27 protein-coding genes are annotated in these 26,897 nt (G+C 73.0%); 18 read left to right on the plus strand and 9 right to left on the minus strand.

Going from position 1 to position 26,897, the window contains the following annotated elements:
* Positions 1–639 (plus strand): aminotransferase class V-fold PLP-dependent enzyme (locus AB0F18_RS05720; RefSeq protein ID WP_362055342.1); only part of this gene is annotated, 639 nt, incomplete at its 5' end.
* A gap of 106 nt (positions 640–745) precedes the next feature.
* On the opposite strand, the gene AB0F18_RS05725 is transcribed toward AB0F18_RS05720, so the two are convergent.
* Both AB0F18_RS05725 and AB0F18_RS05730 read right to left on the minus strand, forming a co-directional pair.
* Entirely contained in the window at positions 746–1,027 is a 282-nt protein-coding gene (locus AB0F18_RS05725; protein ID WP_007263678.1) for an Lrp/AsnC ligand binding domain-containing protein, read from the minus strand.
* Positions 1,024–1,758, minus strand: a complete 735-nt coding sequence (locus AB0F18_RS05730; protein ID WP_362055344.1) for a rhomboid family intramembrane serine protease — start codon at positions 1,756–1,758, stop codon at positions 1,024–1,026. The genes AB0F18_RS05725 and AB0F18_RS05730 overlap by 4 nt, the downstream gene beginning before the upstream one ends.
* 113 nt (positions 1,759–1,871) lie before the next feature.
* On the opposite strand from AB0F18_RS05730, the gene AB0F18_RS05735 reads away from it, so the two are divergent.
* The 7 genes from AB0F18_RS05735 (at position 1,872) to AB0F18_RS05765 (ending at position 10,145) form a co-directional block, all read left to right on the plus strand.
* On the plus strand, positions 1,872–2,114 hold the full coding sequence (locus AB0F18_RS05735) for a hypothetical protein (RefSeq protein WP_042813634.1): 243 nt from the start codon (positions 1,872–1,874) through the stop codon (positions 2,112–2,114).
* 39 nt (positions 2,115–2,153) lie between these two features.
* Positions 2,154–3,518, plus strand: a complete 1,365-nt coding sequence (locus AB0F18_RS05740) for an NYN domain-containing protein (protein WP_362055506.1) — start codon at positions 2,154–2,156, stop codon at positions 3,516–3,518.
* Positions 3,519–3,796: 278 nt separating this feature from the next.
* The gene (locus tag AB0F18_RS05745) at positions 3,797–4,834 is read left to right on the plus strand and encodes an NlpC/P60 family protein (RefSeq protein WP_362055346.1); all 1,038 of its coding nucleotides are present in this window, start codon (positions 3,797–3,799) and stop codon (positions 4,832–4,834) included.
* A 235-nt stretch (positions 4,835–5,069) separates the two neighbouring features.
* On the plus strand, positions 5,070–6,116 hold the full coding sequence (locus AB0F18_RS05750; RefSeq protein WP_362055348.1) for an NlpC/P60 family protein: 1,047 nt from the start codon (positions 5,070–5,072) through the stop codon (positions 6,114–6,116).
* Positions 6,117–6,141: 25 nt separating this feature from the next.
* Positions 6,142–7,266: a hypothetical protein gene (locus AB0F18_RS05755; protein WP_362055350.1), complete on the plus strand. Its 1,125-nt coding sequence runs from the start codon at positions 6,142–6,144 to the stop codon at positions 7,264–7,266.
* A 21-nt stretch (positions 7,267–7,287) separates the two neighbouring features.
* Complete coding sequence (locus tag AB0F18_RS05760; RefSeq protein ID WP_362055352.1) at positions 7,288–8,430, plus strand: glycosyltransferase family 4 protein; 1,143 nt, start codon at positions 7,288–7,290, stop codon at positions 8,428–8,430.
* 98 nt (positions 8,431–8,528) lie between these two features.
* A complete protein-coding gene (locus AB0F18_RS05765) occupies positions 8,529–10,145 on the plus strand; it encodes a GMC oxidoreductase (protein WP_362055354.1) in 1,617 nt (538 codons plus the stop codon).
* Positions 10,146–10,158: 13 nt separating this feature from the next.
* Here AB0F18_RS05765 and AB0F18_RS05770 read toward each other — a convergent pair whose 3' ends face one another.
* Positions 10,159–11,955, minus strand: a complete 1,797-nt coding sequence (locus AB0F18_RS05770; protein WP_362055356.1) for an AMP-dependent synthetase/ligase — start codon at positions 11,953–11,955, stop codon at positions 10,159–10,161.
* Between the two features lie 253 nt (positions 11,956–12,208).
* Here AB0F18_RS05770 and AB0F18_RS05775 point away from each other — a divergent pair, with 253 nt between their 5' ends.
* The 6 genes from AB0F18_RS05775 (at position 12,209) to AB0F18_RS05800 (ending at position 17,415) form a co-directional block, all read left to right on the plus strand.
* Positions 12,209–12,991: a metallophosphoesterase gene (locus tag AB0F18_RS05775; RefSeq protein ID WP_362055358.1), complete on the plus strand. Its 783-nt coding sequence runs from the start codon at positions 12,209–12,211 to the stop codon at positions 12,989–12,991.
* 114 nt (positions 12,992–13,105) lie between these two features.
* Positions 13,106–13,552: an SRPBCC family protein gene (locus tag AB0F18_RS05780; protein ID WP_362055360.1), complete on the plus strand. Its 447-nt coding sequence runs from the start codon at positions 13,106–13,108 to the stop codon at positions 13,550–13,552.
* A 296-nt stretch (positions 13,553–13,848) separates the two neighbouring features.
* On the plus strand, positions 13,849–14,997 hold the full coding sequence (locus AB0F18_RS05785; protein WP_362055362.1) for an ArsA-related P-loop ATPase: 1,149 nt from the start codon (positions 13,849–13,851) through the stop codon (positions 14,995–14,997).
* A 79-nt stretch (positions 14,998–15,076) separates the two neighbouring features.
* A complete protein-coding gene (locus AB0F18_RS05790; RefSeq protein WP_362055363.1) occupies positions 15,077–15,547 on the plus strand; it encodes a DUF5304 family protein in 471 nt (156 codons plus the stop codon).
* Positions 15,548–15,608: 61 nt separating this feature from the next.
* Positions 15,609–16,550, plus strand: coding sequence for an ROK family glucokinase (locus AB0F18_RS05795; RefSeq protein WP_362055365.1), 942 nt, complete (start codon positions 15,609–15,611; stop codon positions 16,548–16,550).
* A gap of 76 nt (positions 16,551–16,626) precedes the next feature.
* Positions 16,627–17,415 (plus strand): endonuclease/exonuclease/phosphatase family protein, encoded by a 789-nt coding sequence (locus AB0F18_RS05800; protein WP_362055367.1) that lies wholly within the window; start codon positions 16,627–16,629, stop codon positions 17,413–17,415.
* A 572-nt stretch (positions 17,416–17,987) separates the two neighbouring features.
* On the opposite strand, the gene AB0F18_RS05805 is transcribed toward AB0F18_RS05800, so the two are convergent.
* The 4 genes from AB0F18_RS05805 to AB0F18_RS05820 all read right to left on the minus strand — a co-directional run bounded on the left by AB0F18_RS05805 (position 17,988) and on the right by AB0F18_RS05820 (position 21,008).
* The gene (locus tag AB0F18_RS05805) at positions 17,988–18,566 is read right to left on the minus strand and encodes an HAD domain-containing protein (protein WP_362055369.1); all 579 of its coding nucleotides are present in this window, start codon (positions 18,564–18,566) and stop codon (positions 17,988–17,990) included.
* A gap of 18 nt (positions 18,567–18,584) precedes the next feature.
* On the minus strand, positions 18,585–19,277 hold the full coding sequence (locus AB0F18_RS05810; protein WP_362055371.1) for a class I SAM-dependent methyltransferase: 693 nt from the start codon (positions 19,275–19,277) through the stop codon (positions 18,585–18,587).
* Entirely contained in the window at positions 19,277–20,188 is a 912-nt protein-coding gene (locus AB0F18_RS05815; RefSeq protein ID WP_362055373.1) for an aminoglycoside phosphotransferase family protein, read from the minus strand. Before AB0F18_RS05815 ends, AB0F18_RS05810 begins: the two co-directional genes overlap by 1 nt.
* A gap of 70 nt (positions 20,189–20,258) precedes the next feature.
* Positions 20,259–21,008 (minus strand): hypothetical protein, encoded by a 750-nt coding sequence (locus tag AB0F18_RS05820; RefSeq protein WP_362055375.1) that lies wholly within the window; start codon positions 21,006–21,008, stop codon positions 20,259–20,261.
* A 192-nt stretch (positions 21,009–21,200) separates the two neighbouring features.
* Here AB0F18_RS05820 and AB0F18_RS05825 point away from each other — a divergent pair, with 192 nt between their 5' ends.
* Both AB0F18_RS05825 and AB0F18_RS05830 read left to right on the plus strand, forming a co-directional pair.
* On the plus strand, positions 21,201–22,556 hold the full coding sequence (locus tag AB0F18_RS05825) for a helix-turn-helix transcriptional regulator (protein WP_362055377.1): 1,356 nt from the start codon (positions 21,201–21,203) through the stop codon (positions 22,554–22,556).
* A gap of 33 nt (positions 22,557–22,589) precedes the next feature.
* On the plus strand, positions 22,590–23,084 hold the full coding sequence (locus AB0F18_RS05830) for an NUDIX domain-containing protein (RefSeq protein ID WP_362055379.1): 495 nt from the start codon (positions 22,590–22,592) through the stop codon (positions 23,082–23,084).
* 218 nt (positions 23,085–23,302) lie between these two features.
* Here the strand turns inward: AB0F18_RS05830 and AB0F18_RS05835 are convergent, their stop codons facing one another.
* Positions 23,303–23,854: a hypothetical protein gene (locus AB0F18_RS05835; protein ID WP_362055381.1), complete on the minus strand. Its 552-nt coding sequence runs from the start codon at positions 23,852–23,854 to the stop codon at positions 23,303–23,305.
* Positions 23,847–24,626 (minus strand): alpha/beta fold hydrolase, encoded by a 780-nt coding sequence (locus AB0F18_RS05840; RefSeq protein ID WP_362055508.1) that lies wholly within the window; start codon positions 24,624–24,626, stop codon positions 23,847–23,849. Before AB0F18_RS05840 ends, AB0F18_RS05835 begins: the two co-directional genes overlap by 8 nt.
* A gap of 221 nt (positions 24,627–24,847) precedes the next feature.
* Here AB0F18_RS05840 and AB0F18_RS05845 point away from each other — a divergent pair, with 221 nt between their 5' ends.
* Both AB0F18_RS05845 and AB0F18_RS05850 read left to right on the plus strand, forming a co-directional pair.
* On the plus strand, positions 24,848–25,600 hold the full coding sequence (locus AB0F18_RS05845; protein WP_362055510.1) for a lysophospholipid acyltransferase family protein: 753 nt from the start codon (positions 24,848–24,850) through the stop codon (positions 25,598–25,600).
* 45 nt (positions 25,601–25,645) lie between these two features.
* Positions 25,646–26,857, plus strand: coding sequence for a DUF5931 domain-containing protein (locus AB0F18_RS05850; protein ID WP_362055383.1), 1,212 nt, complete (start codon positions 25,646–25,648; stop codon positions 26,855–26,857).
* Positions 26,858–26,897: the final 40 nt, after the last annotated feature.

Raw genomic sequence — 26,897 nt, forward strand, 5'->3', positions numbered from 1 at the left:
CGCGCCGACTGGCTCCAGGAGGCCGAGCCGTACCTCGCCGGGGGCGGGGCCTCCCGCACGGTGGCCCGGCGGGAGGACGGCGGCGTCGACGTCGAGTGGCACACCACCGCCGCCCGCCACGAGGCCGGCTCCCCGAACGTCATCGGCGTCTACTCCATCGCCTCCGCCTGCCGGGCGCTGGAGGAGGCCGGGTTCGAGGACCTCGTCGCCCGCGAACGCCACCTCATCGCGAAGGTCCGCGAGGGGCTGGCGGAGGTCCCCGAGGTGCGGATCCTCTCCCTCTTCGGCGACGACGCCCCGCGCGTCGGCGTCATCTCCTTCGTCGTGGACGGCTGGAACAGCTCGCACTTCGCGGCCGCGCTGTCGGCGGAGTACGGGATCGGCGTCCGCGACGGCCTGTTCTGCGCCCACCCGCTGGTCCGCACCCTGCTCGGCAGCGAGCCGCAGGCCCAGGGCGAATGCGGGGCCCCCGAGGCGGCCCCGGGGGAGCGATCGCTGAACGCGATCCGCGTCAGCTTCGGGGCGGGGACGCCGGACGAGCACGTGGACCGCTTCGTGCGGGCGGTCAAGGAACTCGTCGTGGACGGCGCGAAGTGGCAGTACCGCACGGAGGACGGCCGCTGCGTTCCGGCCGTGTAGGCCGGGTGCGCCGCTGCGCGGGGCTGGAATTGCCGCGCAGCGGCAGAATCCAGCCCCGCCGGCGATTGAGGCGGGAACGGTGAAAGGGCGGGGCGGGGAGAGAGAACTACGCGTCGAGCCCGATGGCGAAGGCGGCTTCCAGGTCGTGCTGGGAGTACGTGCGGAACGCCACGTGCGTGTCGGTCGCCTCGACGCCCGGGATCTTGCTGATCCGGCCGGGGATGATGTCCGCCAGGTTCTCGTGGCGGGCCACGCGGACCAGCGCGATCAGGTCGTACGTACCGGTGACGGAGTAGACCTCGCTGACGCTGTCCAGCTGGGCGATGGACTCGGCGATCTCGGGGATCCGGTCCACGCTGGTCTTGATGAGAACGATCGCGGTGATCACGGTTGGCTGTCTCCCTCGGTCGCCGTCGCTGGTCGCCTCACTCTAGTCGTACGCCGGTACCGCGCCCACGCGTAGCAGAACCCGACGGAGAAGCCCACGACGTGGGCGAGGTACGCCACCCCCGGCCCGCTCCCCGCCCGGTGCGCGGCCAGCCACTGCAGCCCGAACCAGAACATCAGCACGATCCACGCCGGGAACCGCAGCGGCAGGAACAGCAGGAAGGGGAACAGGCTCGTCACCCGGGCCTGCGGGAACAGGCACAGGAACGCCCCCAGCGCCGCCGAGATCGCGCCGGACGCCCCGACGAGGGTCTGGTCCGAGGAGGAGTTGGCCGCCGCGTACGCCGCCAGGGCCACGTAGCCGGTGCAGAGGTAGAAGACGAGGAACGCTGGCCGGCCCATCCGCTCCTCCGTCATCGCGCCGAAGACGTAGAGGAAGAGCATGTTCCCGAGCAGGTGCGGCCAGCTGCCGTGGACGAAGAGGGCCGTCAGCGGGGTCAGCAGCGGGCGCGCGGCCCCCGAGAACAGCTCGTCGGGGACCACGCCCCAGTGCCGGAAGTAGGCCGTCCCCGTCGCCATCAGCCGGTCGCCCGTACCGAACGACGGGTTCAGGCCGGATGCCGGACTCGTCAGGAACACCGCGCAGCAGCCGGCGATCAGCGCGTACGTGACCACGGGGCCCCGGGCGGCCTCCCGCACGGCCCGCCACTTTACGATCATGCGACAGAGCATGACGCAGGCGGACCCCCCGGAGGGTGGTGCCAGGCCGTAGGGTTACGTGCTGCGGTCCTGCGGCCGCCGCGGAAGGCTTTAATTGAATGAGCTACGAAGGAGAGAGCGGCCTGATGACGACGGTTCCCCTGCCGACCGACACCACCCGGTGGCGCTGCACCCTGTGCGGCAACCTCACGCGGTTCGATGTCACCCGATCGTCGAAGGTGGTGGAGTACGTCCACCTCGACCTCGCCGGGGAGCCCAAGGTCGAGGAGCGCGAGGTGGTCAGTGAGACCATCGAGTCGGTCCGCTGCCGCTGGTGCAACGCGGTGGACCAGATCGAGCTCGTCGACAGGCCGGGCACCGACTCCTGACGGAGCCGGGCCCACGGTAGATCACGGTAGGGGTGACGGATTGTGGAGCCAGCAAGCGGCGCCGGGGCGGCCGACGCGGCCGGCGACTCCGCGGAGGTCCTCGACCGCCCGCTGCCGGAAGGCGTGCGGCGCCGGGTCGTCTCGCTCGTCTCGGACGCCTTCGGCGGCCTGACGGTCGCCGACCTCCCGGCGCAGCTGCGCCAGTACGCCCGGTTCACCCCGACCCGGCGCGCCAAGTTCGCGGGCAACGCCATGGCCGCCGCCGTGGAGAGCGACGGCGTCTTCCGCAGCCGGGTCGCGGAGAAGGTGCGCGAGGCCCAGCCGGAACTGGCCGGGGCGCTGGACTCCGGTGCCCCGCCGGCCGCCGCGGACCCGCTGGACGTGGCGGCCGCCGCGTACGTGCTGCGTCCGGCAGGCTGGGTCAAGCTGGTGGCCGCCGCCGGCGAGGAGGCGCTGCGCGCCGACGCCGAGCGGATCGGTGACGAGAACCGCCGCGAGCTGGAGCGGCTGCGCGAGGAGCTGGCCCAGCTGCGGGAGGCCCAGCGCAGCGGCGGTGAGCACGTACGGGCCGAGCTGGACGCCGCCCGCAAGGAAGCGGAATCGCTTCAGCGCAAGCTGCGCAGCGCCCTGAGCGACGTCAAGCGGGGCGAGGCGGCCCTGCGCAAGCTCGGCTCCGAGATCGACGGGATCCGCGGTGAGGCGGCCGCGCAGGTGGCCGCCGCCGAGAGCGAGTCGCGTCGGCTGAAGTCCCGCCTGGCGGAGACGGAGTCGGCGCTGGAGACCGCGCGCCGGGCCACCCGTGAGGGGCGCAGCGTCGAGGACATGCGGCTGCGGCTGCTGCTGGACACCGTGCTCGACGCGGCGGCGGGGCTGCGCCGCGAGCTGGCGCTGCCGCCGGTGTCGACGCGGCCCGCGGACACCGTGGACGCCGTGGAGCCGGGCCGGATGACCCCGAAGGACATCGCGGCGCGGGCCCTGTCGGAGACCGATCCGGCGTTGCTGGACCAGCTGTTGGCGCTGCCGCAGGCCCATCTGGTGGTCGACGGGTACAACGTGACGAAGACCGGCTACCCGACGATGCCGCTGGAGAAGCAGCGGCTGCGGCTGCTGGGCGGGCTGTCGATGCTGGCCGCGCAGACCGGCGCCGAGATGACCTGCGTTTTCGACGGGGCGGAGCTGGCGGCGCCCGTGCTGCTCGCACCGCCGCGCGGGGTGCGGGTGCTCTTCTCCAAGGCCGGGGTGACGGCCGACGAGCTGATCCGCCAGCTGGTGCGGGCCGAGCCGCCCGGCCGTCCGGTGGTCGTGGTCTCCACGGACCGCGAGGTGGCCGACGGGGTGGCGAAGGCGGGTGCCCGGCCGGTGGCGTCGGCGCTGCTGCTCAAGCGGCTCGCGCGCGTTTCGTAGCACTTGGCGGCTTGTGCCGCCGATGTAACTCCTGGGCGGGATGCCCGGATTGACGGTGCGGGCGGGAGACGCACCGTCAAGGGCGCGGCACACAGCGTGGGCCCCGGGTAAAGAAGCCGGAAGGGCAGCGGATTTTTACGTTCCGGGATTTGAACTCCTCACCGGCGGGTCACTAGGGTCTGTTCAAACCTTCGTGCGGTAGCGCACCCATTCGGGTGCGTGCGGAGGCCTGCCGCCGATCGTCCGCGGCGGTTCCAGGAATGAAGGAGCTCGCGTTCGTGGCGTCCCACCGTCGACCCAAGCCGCCGACCCGCACCCGCGTGAGCATCCTCACCGCCCTCGCCACCGCGGCCGTCGCCCTCTCCGCCCAGTCCGCCTCGGCCGCCCCGGACAAGCCGAACAAGGACGAGGTCAAGACCAAGGTCGACGCCCTCTACGAGGAGGCCGAGCAGGCCACCGAGAAGTTCAACGGGGCCAAGGACCGCCAGGACAAGCTGGAGAAGGAGATCGGCTACCTCCAGGACCAGGTGGCGCGCGGCCAGGCCGACCTCAACGACCTGCGCAACACGCTCGGTTCGATGGCCGCCGCCCAGTACCGCGGCGGCGGCATCGACCCGTCGGTGGAACTCCTGCTCTCCGGCGACCCGCAGACCTACCTCGACAAGTCCGCCACGCTCCAGCAGCTGAGCGGCCGGCAGGTCGAGGCGATATCCAAGATCCAGGCCAAACAGCGGGCCCTGGCCCAGCAGCGCGCGGAGGCCGCCGGCAAGCTCGGCGACCTGGACGCCGTCCGCAAGGAGCTCGCCGAGAAGAAGGCGACCGCCCAGAGCAAGCTCGCCGACGCCCAGGCCCTCCTCAACTCCCTGACCGCCGAGGAACGCAGCCAGCTCAAGAGCGACGCGGCCAAGGACGGCGCGACCGCGGAGAAGGCCGCCGGCGGGGGCACCAAGACCGCCCCGAAGGGGTCGGGACGGGCCGCGGCCGCCCTCGCCGCCGCCATCACCCAGGAAGGCGACGCCTACCACATGGGCGACACCGGCCCCAATTCCTGGGACTGCTCGGGCCTGACCCAGTGGGCGTACGGCCAGGCCGGCGTCGACATCAGCCGCACCACCTACACCCAGGCCAACGACGGCACCCGCATCGGCCGCAGCGAACTCCAGCCCGGCGACCTGGTCTTCTTCTACAGCGACCTGCACCACGTCGGCCTCTACGCGGGCAACGGCCAGGTCTTCCACGCCTCCAACCCCACCGGCGGCGTGCGCTACGAGGCCATGAGCAACATGCCCTTCCAGTTCGGCGTCCGCGTCGGCTGACCCGCCCCCGCCCGGGACGCGCCGCACACCGCCCATCCGGGCGAATTGCGCGGACCCGCCCTGACCGCGCGCCCCGCCCCTGACCTGTGTCAGAGGCGGGGCGCCGTCGTACGGGCCCTCCCGCGGTCGTTGGCCGGTGTGTCGTCGCGCGGTTACTGTCTGCCAGCGCGGAACCCGGTACACGGCCGTCCACGGGGGCGGACCCGGGCCCCGCAGCGGAAGGGAGCGGTGCCACGTGGGGTCCCATCGCAGGCCCGGGAGCGGCGGCCTCGACCGCAACGCCAAGGTCACCGTCCTCACCGCCGCCGCGGCCACCGCCGCCGTGGCCATGACGGGCACACCCGCCGGTGCCGCCCCCGGCCTCCCGCGGGAACCCGCCACGAGCTCCCGCGCCCAGGTCGACCGGCTCTTCGAGGAAGCCGAGCAGGCGACCGAGAAGTACAACCGGGCGGGCGAGAAGGCCGACGCCGTGCGCGCCGAGATCAGCCGCGCCCAGGACGCCGTCGCCCGCGCCCAGGACCGCGTCAACACCATGCGCGGGGTCCTCGGCACCTTCGCCGGGGCCCAGTACCGCTCCGGCGGCCTCGACCCCACCGTCGAGCTGATGCTCTCCGAGGACCCCGGCGCCTACCTCGACAAGGCCGCCGTCCTCGACCGGCTCAGCGGCCGCCAGGCCCGCCAGCTCGCCGAACTGCGCGAGGAACAGCGCCGGATCGGCCAGCAGCGCCAGGACGCCACCCGCAAGCTCGCCGAACTGGAGGCCCTGCGCACCGAGGTGGCCACCCAGAAGCGCGCCGTCACGGCGAAGCTCGCCGCCGCCCGCAGGCTCCTCGACGTCATGCCGTCCGAGGAGCGGGCCGACTTCGAGCGGGCCTCGCGCTCCGGCGGCCGTGCCGACGCCCTGCCGGACCTGCCCGGGGGCGGCGGCCGGGGCTCCGGCCGGGGCATGGCCGCCGTGATGGCCGCGCGGGCGGCGCTGGGCAAGCCATACGTATGGGGCTCCACCGGCCCCTCCGGCTTCGACTGCTCCGGGCTGATGGTGTGGTCGTACCGGCAGGCCGGGGTCTCCCTGCCGCGCACCTCGCAGGCGCAGCGGCACGCGGGCCGCCAGGTGCCGCTCTCGCAGGCCCAGCCCGGGGACCTGGTCACGTACCGCTCGGACGCCAGCCACGTCGGCATGTACGTCGGCAACGGCCAGGTGATCCACGCCCCCTACCCGGGGGCGCGGGTGCGCTACGACCCCGTCGGAATGATGCCGGTGTCCTCCGTCACCAGGCCCTGACCCCCGCGGTGCGTACGATCGGCGGGTGAACGCCGCCCGCCGTGCCCTCGTGCGCCTGCTCGCGCCGGCCCTGTGCCTGCTCGTGGCGGTGGCCGGGTGCGCGGCGCCCGCCCCGCCCGTCGACGCGCAGGTGCGGCGGGCCGTCGCCGACTGGGCGGCGGCCCCGCCCGCGCGGCTCGCCGGGATCCCGCTGGAGGGCTGGACCTACGAGGTCACCTCCGTCCGGCGCGAGGGCGCGCGGGCGCACGCGCACGCCGAGCTGCGCTACCGCCTCGCCGGCTACGACTCCGCCCCCACGGGGTCGGCCCGCGAGCTGCTGCTGGCCCGGAACGGGGGCGGCCCGACCTGGCGGGTCATCGCCGAATGGTCCGCCCAGGGGGCCCCGTCGCAGCTGTGGGACCAGCCGGAGCCCGTCGCCGTCGTACGGGGCGCCCACTCCCTGGTCCTCGGCGTCGGCCAGAGCCGGCAGACCCTGTCGGAGATCGCCGCCGAGGCCGACCGGGCCGTCCCGGCGGCCGGCGCCGCCTGGCCGGGACCGTGGGCGCGGCGGGTGGTGGTGCTGGTCCCCGCCACCCTGAACGCGATGGCCGAGCTGCTGGGCCGCCCGGCCGACACCTACCGGGGCCTGGGGGCCGTCACCACGGGAGCCACCGGCGGCGGCCCCGCCCCGGCCGACCGGGTGGTGGTCAACCCCGAGGGGTACGCGGAGCTCTCGCAGGCCGGCCGGCAGATCGTCCTCACCCACGAGACCACCCACGTCGCGACCCGCACCGCCACCACCGCCCGCACCCCGCAGTGGCTCTCCGAGGGCTTCGCGGACTGGGCGGCGTACCGGCAGAGCCCCCTCGGCCCGACGGAGGCCGCCCCCACCCTCGCGCGGGCCGTCCGCCTCGGCGACCTCCCGGCGGCCCTCCCGGCGGACGCCGCCTTCGCCTTCGGCGGCGACCGGGACGCCACGGCCCGCGCCTACGAGGGCGCCTGGCTCGCCTGCCGGCTCGTCGCCGCGCGCTGGGGTGACGCGGCCCTGGTCCGGCTCTACGAACTCGTCGGCCGCGAACCCCTGCCGGCCGCCCTGGACCAGGCCCTGGGCACGGACCTGCCCACCCTGACCGGGGCCTGGCAGCAGGCACTGCGCGAGGAGCTCGGCTAGCCGTCCGGTACGTTGGCGGGGATGCACAAGACGCTGATCGTGACCAACGACTTCCCGCCGCGCCCGGGCGGCATCCAGGCCTTCCTGCACAACATGGCCCTGCGGCTGGACCCGGACCGGGTCGTCGTCTACGCCTCCACCTGGAAGCACAGCGCCGAGGGCCGCGAGGCCACCGCCGCCTTCGACGCCGAGCAGCCGTTCACCGTGGTCCGCGACCGCACCACGATGCTGCTGCCGACGCCCCGCGTGACCCGGCGTGCGGTGTCCCTGCTGCGCGAACACGGCTGCGAGTCGGTGTGGTTCGGGGCCGCCGCCCCGCTGGGCCTGATGGGCCCGGCGCTGCGCCGGGCGGGCGCGCGGCGGCTGGTCGCCACCACCCACGGGCACGAGGCGGGCTGGGCGCAGCTGCCGGCCGCGCGGCAGCTGCTGCGGCGGATCGGCGAGGGCACGGACACCCTGACGTACCTGGGCGAGTACACGCGCTCGCGGATCGCCTCGGCGGTGACGGAACGGGCCGCGGCCCGGATGGTGCAACTCCCGCCGGGCGTCGACGAGAAGACCTTCCACCCCGGCTCGGGCGGCGCCGAGGTCCGGGCCCGGCTGGGGCTGACCGACCGCCCGGTGGTGGTGTGCGTCTCGCGCCTCGTCCCGCGCAAGGGGCAGGACACCCTGATCGAGGCGATGCCGGGGATCCTGGCGGAGGTCCCCGACGCGGTCCTGCTGATCGTGGGCGGCGGCCCGTACGAGGCGGACCTGCGGGCGCTGGCCGCGGCCACGGGGGTCGCGGACTCGGTGGTCTTCACGGGCGCCGTCCCGTGGTCGGAGCTGCCGGCCCACTACGGGGCCGGGGACGTCTTCGCGATGCCGTGCCGGACGCGGCGGGGCGGGCTGGACGTGGAGGGCCTCGGGATCGTCTACCTGGAGGCCTCGGCCACGGGGCTGCCGGTGGTCGCCGGGGACTCGGGCGGGGCGCCGGACGCGGTGCTCGACGGTGAGACCGGGTGGGTGGTCCGCGGCGGGGACCCCGCCGCGGCCGCGGACCGCATCGTCCCCCTCCTCAAGGACCCGGACCTCCGCGCCCGCATGGGCGCGGCCGGCCGCGCCTGGGTCGAGGAGAAGTGGCGCTGGGACCTCCTGGCGAACCGCCTCCGCGAGCTGCTGTAGCCCTCGGGGGTGCCGCTGAGGGACAGGGCTGACTGTTACTCAGATGCGTGGCACCCCTCCTTATGGCCGCTTCGGCGGAATCCGCTCATGATGCGCCCATGACCCCCGACCTGACGCGCCGTCAACTCGGCCTCGCCGCCCTCCGGACCGCCGCCGCCCTCGGCCTCACCCGTATCGGCCTCACCACCGCCACCGCGCAAGAGGCACCCCCCGCCGCCCGCTACGCCCCCGCCATCGTCGTCGGATCCGGCTACGGATCCGCCGTCGCCGCGCTCAGACTCGGGCGGGCCGGCGTCCGTACCGTCGTCCTGGAGATGGGGCGGCTGTGGGACACCCCCGGCCCCGACGGCAAGGTCTTCCCCTCCACCACCGCCCCCGACCAGCGGTCCATGTGGTTCCGCCACCGCACCGAGGCCCCCCTCGCCACCTTCCTCTGGCTGGACGTGGTCAACCGCGACATCAGCCCGTACCCCGGCGTCCTCGACCGCGTGAACTACGGCGACATGTCCGTCTACGTCGGCCGCGGCGTCGGCGGCGGGTCCCTCGTCAACGGCGGCATGGCGCCGACGCCCCGCCGTTCCTACTTCTCCGAGGTGCTGCCCCAGGTCGACGCCGAGGAGATGTACGCCACCTACTACCCGCGCGCCCGCGCCATGCTCGGCGTCAACACCGTCGACCCCGACTGGTTCGAGTCGACCGAGTGGTACCGCTTCGCCCGCGTCTCCCGCAAGCACGCCCAGAACACCGGCCTGAAGACCACCTTCGTGCCCAACGTCTACGACTTCGGGTACATGCAGCGCGAGGCGGCCGGCACCGCCACCAGATCAGCGCTCGCCGGCGAGGTCATCTACGGCAACAACCACGGCAAGAAGAGCGTCGACAAGACCTACCTCGCGGCCGCCCTCGGCACCGGCAACGTCACCATCGAGACCATGCAGCGCGTCATCGGCGTACGCCAGGACCCCGCCGGAGGGTACGTCCTCACCGTCCAGACCAGCGACGTCACCGGCAAGGTCACCCAGGTCCGCGAACTCGGCTGCGCGCAGCTCTTCCTGGGCGCCGGCAGCCTCGGCACCACCGAGATCCTGCTGCGGGCCCGCGAGACCGGCACCCTGCCCGCGCTCAGCGACCGCGTCGGACAGGGCTGGGGCACCAACGGCAACGTCATGACCGCCCGCGCCAACCACCTCTGGGACACGGTCGGCGCCAACCAGGCCACCATGCCCGCCCTGGGCATCGACGACTGGGACAACGCCGCCAACCCGGTCTTCGCGGAGATAGCCCCGCTCCCCATGGGCATCGAGCACTGGATCTCGATGTACCTGGCCATCACCAGGAACCCGGAGCGCGGCCACTTCACCTACGACGCCGCCACCGACTCGGCCCGGCTCCAGTGGACCCGGGACCAGAACACCCCGTCGGTGCAGGCGGCCAAGAACCTCTTCGACCGCATCAACCTGAGGAACTTCACGATGTACCGCTACGACCTGTTCGGCGACAACAAGGCCTTCGCCGACACCTTCACGTACCACCCGCTCGGCGGCTGCGTCCTCGGCGAGGCCACGGACGGCTACGGGCGGGTCAAGGGGTACCGGGGGCTCTACGTCCTCGACGGGTCGCTCGTCCCCGGCTCGCTCGGCGTGAACCCGTTCGTGACGATCACGGCCCTCGCCGAGCGGAACATGGAGCGGATCCTCGCCGAGGACCCGCGCTAGAGCGGGTACCGGCTCAGGAGCGGTACAGGGCCTCGATCTCGTCCGCGAAGTCCTTCGCCACCACATTGCGCTTGAGCTTCAGCGACGGCGTGATGTGGCCCGACTCCTCCGTGAACTGGGAGGGGAGGATGCGGAACTTCCGCACCGACTCCGCCTTGGAGACCGCCGCGTTGCCGTCGTCCACGGCCTTCTGGACGGCGGCCATCAGATCCGCGTCCTCGCGCAGGTCGGCCGCCGTCGAACCGGCCGGCTTGCCGTTCTCCGCGGCCCACCGGCCGAGGAACTCCTCGTCGATGGTGACCAGCGCCGCCACGAACGGCTTGCCGTCGCCGACCACCATGCACTCGGCGACCAGCGCGTGGGCCCGGATCCGGTCCTCGATCACGGCGGGGGCGACGTTCTTGCCGCCCGCCGTGACGATGAGCTCCTTCTTGCGGCCGGTGATCTTCAGGTAGCCGTCCTCGTCGAGGGTGCCGACGTCACCGGTGTGGAACCAGCCGTCGGACATCGCCTCGGCGGTGGCCGCCTCGTTCTTCCAGTACTCCTTGAAGACGTGCTCGCCGTGCACCAGCACCTCGCCGTCGTCGGCGATGCGCAGCACCGAGCCCGGGAGCGGCTGGCCGACCGTGCCGATCTTCTGCTTGTCCCAGGGCAGGAACGCCGTGGCCGCGCAGGTCTCCGTCAGGCCGTAGCCCTCCAGCACCGTGAAGCCGATGCCGCGGAAGAAGTGGCCGAGGCGCTCGCCCAGCGGGGCGCCGCCGGAGATCGCGTACTCGCCGCGGCCGCCGAGGACGGCGTGCAGCTTGCTGTAGACCAGCTTGGAGAAGATCTTGTGCTTGAGCTTCAGCCCGAAGGACGGGCCCGAGGGCAGGTCCAGCGCGCGGCTGTACGCGATCGCCGTCTCGGCGGCGGCGTCGAAGATCTTCCCCTTGCCGTCGGCCTGGGCCTTGGCGCGCGCCGAGTTGTAGACCTTCTCGAAGACGCGCGGCACGCCGAGGATCAGCGTCGGCCGGAACGACTGCAGCTCGTCGGTGAGGTTCTTGATGTCCGGTACGCAGCCCAGCCGGATCGGCGCCAGGACCGCCGCGACCTCCACCAGGCGGCCGAAGACGTGCGCGGCCGGGAGGAACAGCAGCACCGAGCACTCACCGGTGCGGAAGAGCGGCTTCAGCCGCTCCACGACGTTGCCGCACTCGGCGAAGAAGTTGCGGTGGGTCAGCACGCAGCCCTTGGGGCGGCCGGTGGTGCCCGAGGTGTAGACGATGGTGGCCGGGTCGTCGGCGTTCGCGAGGGAGCTGCGCGCGTCCACGTCGGCGTCCGGGACCTCGGCCCCGGCGGCCTTCAGCGCGCCGAAGGCGTCCTGCTCGATCTCCCAGACCTCGCGCAGGTCCGGCAGCCGGTCGCGCAGGGCGGCCACGTTCGCCTTGTGCCCCGGGCTCTCCACGATCGCCGCGACGGCGCCGGAGTCGCCGAGGATCCACTGGATCTGCTCGGGGGAGCTGGTCTCGTAGACCGGCACGGTGACCGCGCCGGCGGTCCAGATCGCGAAGTCGAACAGGACCCACTCGTAGCGGGTGCGGGAGATCAGCGCGACCCGGTCACCGGGCTGGATGCCCGCCGCGATCAGGCCCTTGGCGGCGGCCCGCACCTCGGCGAGGAACTCCGTCGCGGTCACGTCCTGCCACCGGCCGCCGACCTTGCGGCTCATGACGGCGGTGTCTGGGTGCTGGGCGGCGTTGCGGCGGATGAGATCCGTCAGGTTCCCGTCCGACGGGACCTCGTACAGGGCCGGAAGGCTGAACTCGCGCAAGACTGCTGCTCCTCTGGGCGCCATCGCCACCGTGTGGACCGACCGGACGTTACCCACCGGTAGTGGGTTCCCGATAGAGGGAACCGGCCAGATGTTCCGTGCGTCACATTCTGGACTTCGCCGTGCATCGCAAACGCCGCCACAGCGCTGCCGACAGTAGTCGACCGTGCTCAGGACTCGGAAGTAACCGCAGGTCCGGCCGCCTGCGAGCCCCGCTCTACCCGCCGGGCACGCCCACCCCTAGGGTGGCGGCATGGGTGCCAGCAAGAGGCGTACACGGGTCCACGTCGTCAGCGACGTCCACGGCAACACCGAAGCGCTCGCACGCGCCGGCGACGGCGCGGACGCCCTCGTCTGCCTCGGTGACCTGGTCCTCTTCCTGGACTACGCCGACCACTCGCGGGGGATCTTCCCGGACCTCTTCGGCGTCGAGAACGCCCACCGGATCGTCGAACTGCGCACGGCGCGCCGCTTCGCCGAAGCACGCGAATTCGGCCGCCGGCTGTGGGACGGGCTGGACAGGGAACGGATGATCGAGGAAGCGGTGCGCCGCCAGTACGCGCAGATGTTCGCCGCCTTCCCCAGCCCGACGTACGCCACGTACGGCAACGTCGACATGCCCGGCCTGTGGCACGAGTACGCCGGACCCGGCACCACCGTCCTCGACGGACAGCGGGTGGAGATCGGCGGCCGCGTCTTCGGCTTCGTCGGCGGCGGGCTGCCGTCGCCGATGCGGACCCCGTACGAGGTCGACGAGGACGAGTACGCCGCGAAGGTCGAGGCGCTCGGCGAGGTCGACGTGCTGTGCTCGCACATCCCGCCGGAGGTCCCGGAACTCTGCTACGACACGGTCGCCCGCCGCTTCGAACGCGGCAGCGCCGCCCTGCTGGCCGCCATCCGCCGCACCCGGCCGCGGTACGCCCTCTTCGGGCACGTGCACCAGCCGCTGGCGCGGCGGATGCGGATCGGGGCCACGGAGTGCGTGAACGTCGGACACTTCGCGGCGACGGGGAGGCCGTGGGCCCTGGAGTGGTGAGCGCGCGCGTGGGCCAGGGCCCCGGACCGGCGGGGCCCGTGCGCGCGATAGCCTTCACGCGGCGGCCGGAGGCCCCCGCACCCTTGCCGAATTCTCCCTGGAGGAGCGACCGCGATGGCGGAACACACCAGCTCTAGCATCACGATCGAGGCCGCACCGGCCGAGGTCATGGCCGTCATCGCCGACTTCGCCCGCTACCCCGAGTGGACCGGTGAGGTGAAGGAGGCCGAGGTGCTGTCCACCGACGCCGAGGGCCGCGCCGAGAAGGTACGGCTGCTGCTGGACGCGGGCGCGATCAAGGACGACCACACGTTGGCGTACAGCTGGAAGGGCCAGGACGAGGTCAGCTGGACCCTGGACAAGTCCCAGATGCTGCGGCAGCTGGACGGCTCCTACCGGCTCGCTCCGCTGGACGGCGGGCGACGGACCGAGGTCACCTACCAGCTGACCGTGGACGTCAAGATCCCGATGCTCGGCATGATCAAGCGCAAGGCCGAGAAGGTCATCATCGACCGCGCCCTGGCGGGCCTGAAGAAGCGCGTCGAAGCCCCGGCGTCCTGACGCGCCGGCGGGCTGGATTTCGCGCAGCGGAATTCCAGCCCGCGCGGCATGTGAGCGCACCGGGCGCGCAGCGCACGGTCTCCGGGTCCGGGGCGCAGCCCCTGGGGGCACCTCCCCGCGGTAGCCGGGGGAGGAACGGTGGAAGGGCGGGGAGGGACCGGCCCCGCGCAGCGGCACACCCACAGCCACCGGCGACGCCCCCGCCCGGCAGGGCGACGGCCGACCCCACGAAACCGGCGGCGGCCGCCCGGCGTAGCGTTCCGCCGAGGACGATCTACCACCCGGAGCCCCGCACCATGCCGCACACCCTGCTCATCACCGGCCCCGGAGGGTCAGGCCGCACCACCGTCGCCGCCGCCACCGCGCTCGCCGCGGCCCGCGCCGGCCGGCGCGTGCTCCTGCTGGGCACCGAAGACCCCTGGGCCGGCGCGGACGCCCCCGTCCCCGACCGGCTCCGTCTCGCCCGCATCGACTCCGGCGAGGAGTTCCGTACCGAACTCGCCGCCCTCCAGGAACGCGGCGCCTCCCTCCTCGGCATGCTCGGCGGCAGCCCCCTCGGCGCCGAGGAACTCACCGAACTCCCCGGCGCCGAACAGTTCGCCCTGCTCCGCGGCCTGCGCCGGGCCGCCGCCACCCCCGCCACCGACCTCGTCGTCGTGGACATGCCCCCGATCCACCAGGCCCTGACCACCCTCGCCCTCCCCGCCCAGCTGCGCCGCTACCTGGCCCGCCTGCTGCCCGCCGAGCGCCAGGCGGCCCGCGCCCTGCGCCCCGTACTGGCCCAGCTCGCCGGCGTCCCCATGCCCGCCCAGTGGCTCTACGAGACCGCCGCCCGCTGGGACGAGGAGCTCGCCGCCGTCCAGGCCGTCGTCGAGGCCCCCACCACCCGGGTCCGGCTCGTCGCCGAACCCGGACCCGCCGCCGACGCCGCCCTGCGCGCCGGCACGCTCGGCCTCGCCCTGTACGAACTGCCCGTGCAGGACCTGGTGGCCAACCGCCTCGTCCCGCAGGACTCCGCCGACCCCTGGCTGGCCGGGCTCGCCGCCCAGCAGCAGACGTACCTGGCGGAGTGGGAGCGGGAGACCCCGGTCGTCCCCCTCGCGCACCTCGGCCGGGACCCCGAGCGGCCCGACGCGCTCGCAGCCGCCCCCGGGCTCGCCCCGGACCCCGCCGCCCCCGCGCCCCGCCCCGGCTGGACCGTCGAGGACCGGCTCGCCGACGACGGGGTGCTGGTCTGGGCGGTACCCCTGCCCCGCGCCCGCAAGAGCGAGCTCGACCTGATCCGGCGCAGCGACGAGCTGCTGCTCGCGGTGGGCCCCTACCGCAGGACCGTTTCCCTCCCCTCCGCCCTGCGCCGCTGCACCGTCTCCGGCGCCGCCCTCACCGACGGGGTGCTCCGCGTCCGGTTCACCCCCGATCCGCAGCTGTGGCCCCGCTCGCGCTGAGACGCGTACACGGGCGCGTACCCCCGTTCGGGTACCGTCGGAAGTAGCCCCTACCGCAGCCGCCGCAGGAGAGTCCGCCATGAGCGAGGCCACCGACCGCCCCACCGAAGACGACGCCTGGGCGAAGGCCTGCGCCGAGGACCTCGCCGCCGAACGGGAGCGCCGCCGTGCCGAGCGCGAGCAGGGCGCGGGCACCGGCGCGGGAGCCGCCACCGGCACTGCCGCCGAGGAACTGTTCAAGCTCTTCGGCGCCGTCGCCGACAAGGTCTCCGCCCTCAACAACCCCGAGCTCGCCGCAGCCGCCCAGGACGCCGTACGCCAGTTCGTCAACCAGGCCAAGACCGCCGCCAAGCCCGTCATCGAGCGCAATCCGGAGGTCTTCGGCCACCTCGCGGCGGCCGGATCGGAGCTGCTCGCCGCCTACCGCTCCGCCGTGGAAAGGCATGAACGCCGCTGGACCCGGGACGAGCCCCCGGCCCCCCGCCGGCACACCGACGGCGACGAAGGGGGACCCGACGAGGGCCCGGCCCAGCGGATCGATCTCGACTGAGACTCCGTCGGCCTCGGGTACGGTTGGCCGTGGCGGGGCTTGACCGGAAACCGAGGGACTAATGGGACTCACCATCGGCGTCGACATCGGCGGCACGAAGATCGCGGCCGGCGTGGTCGACGAAGAGGGCACCATCCTTGAGACGTACAAGGTGCCCACCCCGCCGACCGCGGACGGCGTGACGGAGGCGATCTGCGCCGCCGTCTCCGAGGTCAGCAGCAACCACACCATCGACGCCGTCGGCATCGGCGCCGCCGGATACGTGGACGACAAGCGCGCGACCGTGCTCTTCGCGCCGAACATCAACTGGCGGCACGAGCCCCTCAAGGACAAGGTCGAGCAGCGCATCGGCCTGCCGGTCGTCGTCGAGAACGACGCGAACTGCGCCGCCTGGGGCGAGTACCGCTTCGGCGCCGGCCAGGGCCACGAGGACGTCATCTGCATCACCCTCGGCACGGGCCTGGGCGGCGGCATCATCATCGGCAACAAGCTGCGGCGCGGGCGCTTCGGCGTCGCCGCCGAATTCGGGCACATCCGCGTCGTCCCCGACGGCCTGCTGTGCGGCTGCGGCAGCCAGGGCTGCTGGGAGCAGTACGCCTCCGGCCGCGCGCTCGTCCGGTACGCGAAGCAGCGCGCCAACGCCACCCCCGAGAACGCGACGGTCCTGCTGGGGCTCGGCGACGGCACCCCCGAGGGCATCGAGGGCAAGCACATCAGCGCGGCCGCCCGGCAGGGCGACCCGGTGGCCATCGACTCCTTCCGCGAGCTGGCCCGCTGGGCGGGCGCGGGCCTGGCCGACCTGGCCTCCCTCTTCGACCCGTCGGCGTTCATCGTCGGCGGCGGGGTCTCCGACGAGGGCGACCTCGTCCTCGACCCGATCCGCAAGTCCTTCAAGCGCTGGCTGATCGGCGGCGCCTGGCGCCCGCACGCCCAGGTGCTGGCCGCGCAGCTCGGCAGCAAGGCCGGGCTGGTCGGCGCGGCGGACCTGGCCCGCCAGGGCTGACCCGCACTCGGGCACACCTGGAGCCGCCCGCCGCGCCCCCTGTGGGAGCGGCGGGCGGCTGCGTATCTTGCGGAGCATGGTGCCTGACACGTTGCCGATGCCGCTGCCCCTGCCCGACGCGGTGCCCGACGCACTGCCCAAGTCCGTGACGGAGCCGGACGGTTCCGCCGTGATCCGGGTCCTCAGCTACAACGTCCGTTCGCTGCGCGACGACGAGGAGGCGCTGGCCCGGGTGATCCGGGCCTGCGCGCCCGACCTGGTCTTCATCCAGGAGGCCCCGAGGTTCTTCCGCTGGCGCAAGCACGCGGCCCGGCTGGCCGCGAAGACCGACCTGGTGGTCCTGAGCGGGGGAGCGACGGCGGCCGGCCCGCTGCTGCTGTGCTCGCTACGGGCCTTCGTGGAGCGGACGGAGGACGTCCTGCTCCCGCTCACCCCCGGCCTGCACCGACGCGGCTTCGCGACGGCGGTGGTCCGCTTCGGGGCGGCCCGCGTGGGGGTGGTCAGCGCCCACCTGTCACTGGACGCCGCCGAGCGGGCGGCACAGGCCGGCCTCCTCCTGGAGCGGGTCGAGGGCCTGGACACCCCGCACGCGATCGCCGCGGCCGACGTCAACGAGCCCCCGGGCGGCCCCGCCTTCGGCCGCCTCGCGGGGGCCCTCCAGGACTGCTGGACGGTGGCCCCCTGGGGCGGCGGCCCCACCTTCCCGTCGGCCGCCCCGGACCGCCGCATCGACGCGGTGTTCGCCTCCCGGGGGGTGGAGGTCCTCGCCTGCGGAGTCCCGACGGGCCTCCCGGCCACCGACCTCCGCACGGCAACGGACCACCTCCCGGTCCTGGCGGCGGTGCGGCTGGCGGCGGGGGCGTAGGGGTTCCTCGCGGCGCGGGCCCGCCATCTCCCCCGCGAGGGGCCGGGGGCGGGCCGGTGTTCGCCCACCCGCCTCCCCGTCTGCGGGCCGGTGGGCCGGGGGCGGGGTCCCGACGGGGCGGCACTGGCCGGCCGGCCGGAAGCGGGGAGGGCGGTGCCTGGGCGCGGCGGTCTCAGAGACGGTCGGGGGGTTCCCGCCAGTCTCATCGTCCTTCCGCGTCGGGCCGGCCTGTCAAGGGCGCTCCCTTCGGTCGCGTCGCTGCGCGATCGCCTGCGGCGACCCTTGACAGACCGACCCGCCGCGAAATGCCGAAAACTGCCGGGAACCCCCCAAAGGAACGGGACGGACGACAGTCATGCAATCGGCTCCCTCAGCGATCAGGCGGGGTGGCCGGGCCCGCCCCGCCAGGCATCCGGGCCCCATCAGGCGCAGCCGGGGCCTCCGCCCGCGTCAGATCGCTACGCGCTTCTCCCGTCTCGGCGTCCGGCGGCCGGCCGGGGTTGCTACCTGCACCACATGCCAACCAGATCGGTATCGGGGGCCGGTGGGCGCGTCAGATCGCTACGCGCTCCTCAGATCTCAGCGTCTGGCGGCCGCCTTGGGCTGATGCCAGCAGCGAACGAGATCTCGTGGGAGGCCCACTCCCTTACATCTGCGAGGTGATTCGGCTGGAGCCCGCAGTGGGGGTCCGGTTGGACGAGGAGGGTGGGGTGGCCTCGGGCGGTCCGATCGGCGGCCCAGGCGTGGTCGAGGTCCGTGAAGTCGTCGTCGATCCAGGCGACCGCTGATCCGCCGAGCCACGGTTCGACATGGTCGCGCTTCCAGAGGTAGCCGTTGGGGTGGCTGGTGGTGATCCGGGGGCGGGGGAGGTCGAGGTACGGGAAGCCGGGCAGGCCGAGGAGCGGGCCGACGATGGTGGTGGCGTCCTTGCGCCAGCTCGTGCACCACACCGGACTGACGAGACCGCCGGCCAGGAAGCCGTTGAGCATCGGGCCGTGGGCGGGGTTGAGCCAGATGGCCACGGGGTCTTCGGGGTTGCGGCCCGTGGGGAGGACGGTGTGGCGGGCGTGGGTGGGTGGGGTGCTGCCGTCGGGCTTCGGGAAGGGGATGAGGACGCCGTCGATGTCCAGGAGGAGGTGCGGTAGGGGCATCGGTGCCTCCGGTGGCGGTCAGCGTTTGCGGGCGGTGATCAGGAGGGTGGTGGGCCACGGGTCCAGGCGCGGGTGGCGCAGATCGAGGGCGGCGGTGATGCGCAGGCCGGTGCGGGAGAGGTGGGCGGCCCAGCGGTGGGCGTCGTACTCCCAGCGGGCGATGGGGTGGCGGGTGCGGTCGGGCATGGTGACGTAGTCCTCGCGGGGGCGGTCGTCCGGCGAAGGATGTCTTCCGGCCCGGGCCGGGTGGGGGACCGAGAAGGCCAGGACGCCGCCGGGTGCCAGGCGGCGGGAGATCTCGGCGAGGAGGAGGCCCGGGGCGACCAGGCCTACGGCGCCGAAGACGGAGTAGATCCCGTCGAAGGTCCGGGTGGTGGCCTGGAGGTGGTGCAGGGCGTGGCCGGCCGAGAAGGTGGTGCCGGTGATGTGGCCGTAGTGGGAGCGTGCCCGGCGGACCTGGAGGCCGACCAAGTCGACGCCAGTCGTGGGGGCCTGGTGGTGGTGGGCGAGGTGGGCGACGTTGTGGCCCGGGCCGCAGCCCAGTTCCAGCAGACGCTTGCCGCGCAGGTCCCGGCCGAGGAGCTCCGCGCCGGGGCCCAGGCCCGGGCGGGTGGTCCACTCCATCCGTGCGGGAGGACTGAGGGCGTGCGTCGGGGCGCCGGCGAGGCGCTGCACGGCGTGGGCGTACCAGGGGGAGACCTGGGCGAGCACTAGACCTCCAGGAAGCGGACCACGTCGCCCAGGTGACGGCGGACGACGGGGATGTACGCGAAGTCCCTGGTCGGGTCGTTGATCCAGCGGATCGCCTGCTCCATGAACCACTCGACGGCCCACATGCGGTGCCAGCCCAGGGCCCATGCCTCGGCGGTCAGGCCGCCCCGGCTGGCGAGGGCGTCCTCGTGGCCGCCTGCGGTGACGTACTGCTCCAGGAAGACCCGGAGGCGGACGGGGTCCGGTGTGCCGGTGGTGCCGTGGTACGAGGCGAGGTCGATCAGGCCGGGGCCGGTGAAGGCGCGGGCGAAGTCGAGCAGGTGCCAGCCGTTCTCGCCGATGTGGAGGCTGGTGGGGTGGAACTCGGAGTGGACCCAGCCGAACGGGTCCAGTGTCGCTCCCCGGGCGCGGGGCCCGGCCGCGGCGGAGGTCTTTCGCAGTGCGGTTTCGATGTCGTCGCATTCCGTCCACCGACCGGCTTTGCGGAGGCGCTGGAGGTGGTCGAGGGCCCGGGTGGGGAGGGACACCAGACCGTTGCCGTCGAGGAAGGGCAGACCGTTGGCCGGACGGGCCCGGTGGAGCAGGACGGCGGCGGTGGCAGCGTCTACGTCGTCGGCCTCACGCACCGGAGTGCCGAGGTCGTCCATGAGCATCCCGAGCCAGTTGTCCTGCATGGCGGTGGCGTGGAGCTCGGGGACCGGCAGGCCGCGCTGGTGGGCGATTCGCAGGGACTGGGCCTCGCGGTCGAAGGGTTCCTTGGCGTACTTGAAGACGGAGGTGGTCCCGTCGGGGAAGGTGACGCGTTCGACTCCGGACATGCCCCAGACGCGGATTTCGGTGCGTTGGGGGACGGGCTTGTGAAGGAGGGTGCACAGGTCGCCGAGGAGGGCGGTGGTCAGGCTCTGGTCCATGGGGGGGGGTCTCCGGGGGACGGTCGGCTTCGGGGCGAGCGTGTCGTCCGCCCCGAAGCCGTACGGGGGGTTACTCGGGGGCGGTCACGCGGTGGGCGTAGACCTGCTCGATCCAGCCCGCCTTGAACGCGGCGAGGTCGTCTCGGAAGCTGGCCATCAAGGCGCCGTAGGGAGCGACGACGCCACCGGTCTGGTCCGGTACGGACTGGCAGCCGTGCACGAGGCGGCCGCCGAGGGCGGCGTGGGCCTTGATGGACTCGATGCGGCGGTGCTCGTTGAACCAGCCGCCGTGGTAGACCTCGTCGAGCATGCCGCCCATCTCGTCCTCCAGGTCGAAGACGACGGAGGTGGCGGCGGGGAAGAACCAGCACGGGCCGACGTTGGAGATGTGCCCGTCCAGCTCGACCTTGTTGAGCGCCATGAGCGTGGCGGCCTCGCGGAGCATCCGCAGGTGGTCGGCGGTGATCTGCGGCAGACCGAGGCCGGCGAGGTGCTCGTCGCGGAAGAGGTACGCGTACACCTCGTACGCCGTCGTCAGGACGCGGGCGGCATCCGACGTGGACGCGGCGTGGTTCTTGATGAAGTCGAGGGCCAGCTGCTCGACCGCACTCTCGGTCGTCTCGTCGACGTCCAGGAGCTGGGCCTTGACCAGCTCCCAGTCGGCGAGGAGCCAGCTGCTGGACTCGAAGCGGAAGAAGTACTCGGCCGGGTCGATGGTGATGCGTCGCCCCTCGACCTGGATACCGGGCAGCCGGCTCCAGCGCGGGTCGAAGGCGTCAGGCAGCTCGACCGTGATGGTCGTGGTGTCGATGATGGTCACCGTGTCTCCGTCTCTGATCGTCCGGGCCAGGGCATAGGAATGCCCGAGCCCGTTAGGGCGTACGGAACTTGGGGGCCGCCCGGCCCGAAAGTGGGGCGGCTGTCGATAAGTGAACCGTCCGCTACGCAGAGTGGGTACCGTGTGACCGGGCCCAAGCGGTATACGCGGTTTACAGCTCCGGGACGGAGGAACGTGCCAGCGCCGACCGACGCCAACTCCCGCCTGCGCGAGACGATCCACGAGGCCGGATGCACATATGAATCGCTCGCCCACGACGTCCGCCGCATTGCCGCCGAGAACGGTGAACTCCTCCAGACCAACAAGTCCGCGATCTCCCACTGGGCCAACGGCACCCGCGAGCCCTCAGGCCGGACCGGCCAGTACTTAGCCGAAGCCCTCTCCCGCCGCCTCGGCCGCATCGTCACCCCGACCGAGATCGGCCTTCAGCCCGGCGACGCCGAAGCCACCTCCAACGGCGACCCGGTCCTGACCGTCACCGATCTCGGCCGCGCGGACGTCGAACGCCGCCGTTTCCTCGCCATCGCCGCCTTCACCACGGCAGGCGTCGCCATGCCGCTGCTCCACGACCACGAGGCGACCTCCCGGATGCTCCGCGCCCGTACCGGCCGCTCCCTGGTCGGAACCGAGGACATCGACGTGGTACGCCAGATCACCGCGGCCTTCAGTGCCGCCGACGAGCGCCTGGGCGGCGGGCATGGTCTGACCACCGTCACCGCTTACCTGGCCGACACCGCCGCCCCGATGCTCCGCGGCCGCTTCCCCTCTGAGCCGTTACGCCAGGCCGCCTTCGGCGCCGTCGCCGAACTCGCCTACCTCGCCGGCTGGAAGCACCACGACCTGGGTCACGAAGGCGCTGCCCAGCGCTACTACCAGGTCGGCTACCAGCTCGCCTGCGAATCCGACCCCCACGGCCACGCCGCCTGGATGATGCGCGCCCTCGCCCACCAGGCCCTGAGCCTCAAACAGCCCCACCACTGCGTCGACCTCGTCGAAGGCGCCCTGCGCCGCGGCCTCGGCCATGTCGACGGCCAGACCGAAGCCCTTCTCCACATCACCCACGCCCGCGCCTACGCTGCCACCGACGCGAGCCCCTCGGCTGCACGCGCCCTCCTCGCCGCCGAAGACGCCCTGCTACGGGATGACGGCCCGCAGCCCAGTTACTCCCGCGTCAGCGGGCCGGCCGCCGGAACCGTAGCCAGCCATACCGCCCGTACCCTGACCGACCTCGCCGACCACGTCGGCACCGAACAGCAGCACCGCGACGCCCTCACCCGCTGGGACCCCGACAAGTACAAGCGCGTCCACGCCCTCACCCATGCCGACCTGGGCGACAGCCTCGCCGCCCAGGCCCGCGCCGACGAAGCGGTCTCCGCGTGGACCCAGGCCCTCGTCCTCATGGAGGGCATGACCTCCGACCGCACCCGCAAGGCGATCACTTCCATCCGTTCCACCCTCGCGGTCTATCAGCGCCGCCGCGTCCCCGGCGCCGCCGATCTCGCCCGCAGAGCCCGCGAGGCCCTCGCCTAACATGCCCAACAACCGTCCGACGAAGGGAACACCGTGGCCCAGCAGACCGACGACCGCTCCCAAGCCCTCAAGCCGGCGCTCGAATCGATGACCCTGCTGGTCGCGGCCGTCATCGTCCACGACAAGGCCACGAACCGCGTCGTCCTCCTCCAGCGGAGCGAAAACGCCAAGTTCGCCCAGGGCATGTGGGACCTCCCCGTCGGCAAGAGCGAACCGGGCGAACCCATCACAGAGACCGCAGTCCGCGAGCTTTACGAGGAGACGGGCCTCACCGTGAAGCCCGAGTCCCTCAAGGTCGCCCACATCATCCACGGCGCTTGGGGCGTCGAAGCCCCCAATGGCTTCCTCACAGTCGTCTTCGCCGCCCACGAATGGACCGGCGAACCCCAAAACCGCGAGCCCCGCAAGCATTCCCAGGTCCGTTGGGTCGACGCCGATGCCATCCCCGACGCTTTCGTGGACACCACGTCAAGCGCTCTTCGTCAGTACTTGAACGCCGGCCCGGAGGTCTCGCTGAACGGGTGGTGAAGCCGCAGACAGCTCGCAGGCGCTGAGACGAGGGGTATCAGCCCCAGACGGGCTGCGGACGCTGAGAAATGAGGAGCGCGTAGCGATCTGGCGCGGACCGGGGTGCTGATTGGCTGGACTGGGGGCCGGATGCCCGGTCTGCCGGGCCCCGACCGCCCGCCTCCTCGCTTCCGCCCGGCCAAGGCTCCGCCGAGCCGTCGGCCCCCCACCCGCGCCCCCTACACCACCGCCCCGCGCCCCGGGTCGTCGTCGCCGTCGTCCGTGTCGCCCGACATGCGGGCCACCAGGGTGGCGAAGCCGCCCAGGAAGCCGCCGATGCCCAGGGTGGTCAGCCACCAGGTCATGTCCCACTGGAGCAGTACCGCCAGCAGCAGGAGGACCGGTCCGCCGACCACCGCGAGCCAGGCGAACTTCGCCGTCGTGTCCGCTGGCGGGAGCTCCGGCTCCGGGGGGACGAAGTGGCCCTCGTCGGAGGCGCCGCCCGCCGGGTCGTCGTCCTTCGGCTCCGCCGGCGCGTGGTCGCGGGGGCCGAGGCCCACGCCCGGGGCGAAGACCACCGAGCTGCCCAGTGGGGCCGTCGGGGCCGCCGGGGCCGCCGGGGGCTCGGGCTGGACGTCCTCCTCGGGCAGCATCAGGTTCTCGATCGGCCGGAACGGCCGCGCACCCGGCGGGTCCGGCGGCTCCTGCCCGTACCCGGCGACGATCGCGGCCCACGCCGCTTCCTCGTCCAGCGGGGGAACACCCCCCGAGGACTCCTCGTGCTCAGCCACCGCTGGCCGCCCCCTCCCTGCCGACACTCTCCGCGAGCCGCCCGACGAACGCATAGCTGTCCGCGAAGATCCGCTCCGCGTCATGGTCCAACGTCGCGACGTGGTAACTCTGTTCCAGCAGGGTCTCGGTGACGTCCGTCGACGACACCCGCGCCAGGATCCGCTCCGAGTCCACCGGCGGCACCACGTGGTCCTGGGGGCTGTGCAGCAGCAGCAGCGGCTGCGTGACCTGAGGCAGCTCGGTGTCCACCAGCTGGAAGAACTTCCGCAGCGAGTGCGCGGCCTTCGTCGGGACCCGGTCGTAGCCGACCTCCGCCGCGCCCGGCTTCGCGATGTCGCTGGCGATCCCGGCCGTCGACCGGATGAAGTGCTTGGCCACCGGAAGGGCGACGGCGAGCGGGTCGTGCACCTTGTTGGCCGGGTTGACGAGCACGATGCCGCTGATCGCGTCCCCGTGCTTGGCGGCCAGCCGCAGCGTCAGCGCGCCGCCCATCGACAGCCCGAAGACGAAGACCTGCGAGCACCGGTCCAGCAGCTCCCGCAGCGCCCGGTCCACCTCGGCGTACCAGTCCTGCCAGCCGGTGAGCTGCATGTCCTGCCAGCGCGTGCCGTGCCCCGGCAGCAGCGGCAGCGAGACCGTCAGTCCGCGCTCGGCCAGGTACTCGGCCCAGGGGCGCAGCGACTGCGGGGAACCGGTGAAGCCGTGGCAGAGGAGCACGCCCACCTCTCCGCCCTCGTGGCGGAACGGCTCTGCTCCAGGGAGGACGGGCACCACAGTCTCCTTGTTGGTGAGGACGATGACGATGACGTATCGACTCGGCATGGGCCATGACGCGTGCGGGGTACGGGTACGTACGGTTGCGTCGCGCTGTGTGACTTCACGGTACGCGACCGGGGTGACACCGGCCAGGGTCGTCGGGGGCTCTCGGTGTAGCCACGGGATAAGGTCTGTTCGACAGACACAGGAAGGCTTTCGAGTTGATCTACGGCGCAATGAAGTTCTCCATCGGCGGATCCCTGAAGCTCGCCTTCAGGCCGTGGGTGGAGGGCCTCGAGAACATTCCCGCGGAGGGGCCGGCGATCCTCGCGAGCAACCACCTGTCCTTCTCCGACTCCTTCTTCCTGCCGGCCGTGCTGGACCGGAAGGTGACCTTCATCGCGAAGGCGGAGTACTTCACCTCCCCCGGGGTCAAGGGCAAGCTGACCGCGGCCTTCTTCAAGGGCGTCGGCCAGCTCCCCGTGGACCGCTCCGGCGCGCGCGGTGCGGGCGAGGCCGCCATCAAGAGCGGTATCGAGGTCATCGAGCGCGGGGAGCTGTTCGGTATCTACCCCGAGGGGACCCGTTCACCCGACGGCCGCCTCTACCGGGGCAAGCCCGGTGGCCTGGCCCGGGTGGCCCTGGCCACCGGCGCTCCCGTGATCCCGGTGGCGATGATCGACACCGAGAAGATCCAGCCGCCCGGCAAGGTGGTCCCGAAGCTGATGCGCCCGGGCATCCGGATCGGCAAGCCGCTGGACTTCAGCCGCTACCAGGGCATGGACGGGGACCGCTTCATCCTGCGCTCGGTGACCGACGAGGTCATGTACGAGATCATGAAGCTCTCCGGCCAGGAGTACGTCGACATCTACGCGACGGCCGCCAAGCGGCAGATCGCGGAGGCGGAGAAGGCCGCGAAGGACGCCGCCAAGGCGGCGGACAAGGTCGCGGACAAGGCCTCCGACAAGGACGGCAAGGGCGCGGAGTAGTTCCCGCGGGCGGCTGCTGCCGTCCGTGCGGCGGGGGTGGGGGAGATGGCGAAGCGCGAGCGCGTCGTACGGATGTCGGTCGAGCAGCCGCTGTGGCGGGCCCTGACCGCGTACCGGCTGCTGACCATGGTCTACGCGGTCCTGCTGTTCGCTTCGGCGTACAAGGACTTCGTCCGCCCCGGGGTCGCGGCCGGCTACCTGGCCGTCCTCGTGGTCTGGACGCTGGCCACCCACCGCCGGGTGGGCAGCGCGGCCGGCTGCACCAGGGGTTTCCTGGCCGCCGACCTCACCGTGGCCCTCGCCGGCATCGCCCTCACCCCGCTCGCCGACACCCATGCCCGCATCCAGGCGGGCGGCCCCACCCTCCCCAGCATCTGGACGGCCGGCTCGGTCCTGGCCTTCGCCCTCAAGGGCGGCTGGCGCTGGGCCGGGATCGCCTCGACGTTCGTGGCCGTCGCCAACATCGCCATCCACGGCGGCGACCCCACCCGGGACACCCTGCACAACGTGCTGCTGGTCTGGGTCGCCTCCATAGCCCTCGGCTACGTCGTCGAGGTCGCCCGGGCCAGTGAGGCGACCCTCGCCCGCGCCCTGGAGATCGAGGCCGCCACCCGCGAGCGCGAGCGCCTCGCCCGCGACATCCACGACGGGGTCCTCCAGGTCCTCGCCATGGTCCAGCGGCGGGGCACCGAGCTGGGCGGGGAGGCCGCGGAGCTCGGCCGGATGGCCGGGGAGCAGGAGGTGGCGCTGCGCACGCTGGTCTCCAGCGGGCTGGTCCGCCCCTCCCGGGTCTCGCGCGACGAGGCGCTGGGCGCGCTGGTGGACACGTACGAGGTGGAGGAGCCGGGCGCCGACGAGGGCGAGCTGGACCTGCGCTCGCTGCTGGCCCCGCACGCCGGCTCCCGGGTGAGCTTCGCCGAGCCGGGCTCCCCGGTGCCGCTGCCGGCGCCCGCCGCGCGGGAGCTGGCCGCGGCGGCCGGCGCCGCCCTGGACAACGTGCGCAAGCACGCCGGGGAGGGGGCGCGCGCCTGGATCCTGGTCGAGGACTGGGGCGACGAGGTGATCGTGACCGTACGGGACGACGGCCCGGGCATCCCGGCCGGCCGGCTCGACCAGGCGGAGGGCGAGGGACGGATGGGCGTGGCCCTGTCCATCCGGGGCCGGCTGCGCGACCTCGGCGGCAGCGCCGAGCTGGTGTCCGTCCCCGGACAGGGCACCGAAGTAGAACTGAAAGTACCGAGGGGGAGGACCCAGTGAACGACAACGGCAGCGGCAGCGACGGCGGCGAACTCCACAC

This window comes from Streptomyces sp. NPDC029216 (assembly GCF_040648015.1).
Taxonomy (GTDB): Bacteria; Actinomycetota; Actinomycetes; order Streptomycetales; family Streptomycetaceae; genus Streptomyces.

Bases quoted from the DNA above. Each gene is read 5' to 3' on its own strand.
- AB0F18_RS05730 (WP_362055344.1), bottom strand. From the start codon at position 1,758: ATGCTCTGTCGCATGATCGTAAAGTGGCGGGCCGTGCGGGAGGCCGCC.
- AB0F18_RS05735 (WP_042813634.1), top strand. From the start codon at position 1,872: ATGACGACGGTTCCCCTGCCGACCGACACCACCCGGTGGCGCTGCACC.
- AB0F18_RS05760 (WP_362055352.1), top strand. From the start codon at position 7,288: ATGCACAAGACGCTGATCGTGACCAACGACTTCCCGCCGCGCCCGGGC.
- AB0F18_RS05765 (WP_362055354.1), top strand. From the start codon at position 8,529: ATGACCCCCGACCTGACGCGCCGTCAACTCGGCCTCGCCGCCCTCCGG.
- AB0F18_RS05775 (WP_362055358.1), top strand. From the start codon at position 12,209: ATGGGTGCCAGCAAGAGGCGTACACGGGTCCACGTCGTCAGCGACGTC.
- AB0F18_RS05780 (WP_362055360.1), top strand. From the start codon at position 13,106: ATGGCGGAACACACCAGCTCTAGCATCACGATCGAGGCCGCACCGGCC.
- AB0F18_RS05785 (WP_362055362.1), top strand. From the start codon at position 13,849: ATGCCGCACACCCTGCTCATCACCGGCCCCGGAGGGTCAGGCCGCACC.
- AB0F18_RS05790 (WP_362055363.1), top strand. From the start codon at position 15,077: ATGAGCGAGGCCACCGACCGCCCCACCGAAGACGACGCCTGGGCGAAG.
- AB0F18_RS05795 (WP_362055365.1), top strand. From the start codon at position 15,609: ATGGGACTCACCATCGGCGTCGACATCGGCGGCACGAAGATCGCGGCC.
- AB0F18_RS05800 (WP_362055367.1), top strand. From the start codon at position 16,627: ATGGTGCCTGACACGTTGCCGATGCCGCTGCCCCTGCCCGACGCGGTG.
- AB0F18_RS05805 (WP_362055369.1), bottom strand. From the start codon at position 18,566: ATGCCCCTACCGCACCTCCTCCTGGACATCGACGGCGTCCTCATCCCC.
- AB0F18_RS05815 (WP_362055373.1), bottom strand. From the start codon at position 20,188: ATGGACCAGAGCCTGACCACCGCCCTCCTCGGCGACCTGTGCACCCTC.
- AB0F18_RS05845 (WP_362055510.1), top strand. From the start codon at position 24,848: ATGAAGTTCTCCATCGGCGGATCCCTGAAGCTCGCCTTCAGGCCGTGG.
- AB0F18_RS05850 (WP_362055383.1), top strand. From the start codon at position 25,646: ATGGCGAAGCGCGAGCGCGTCGTACGGATGTCGGTCGAGCAGCCGCTG.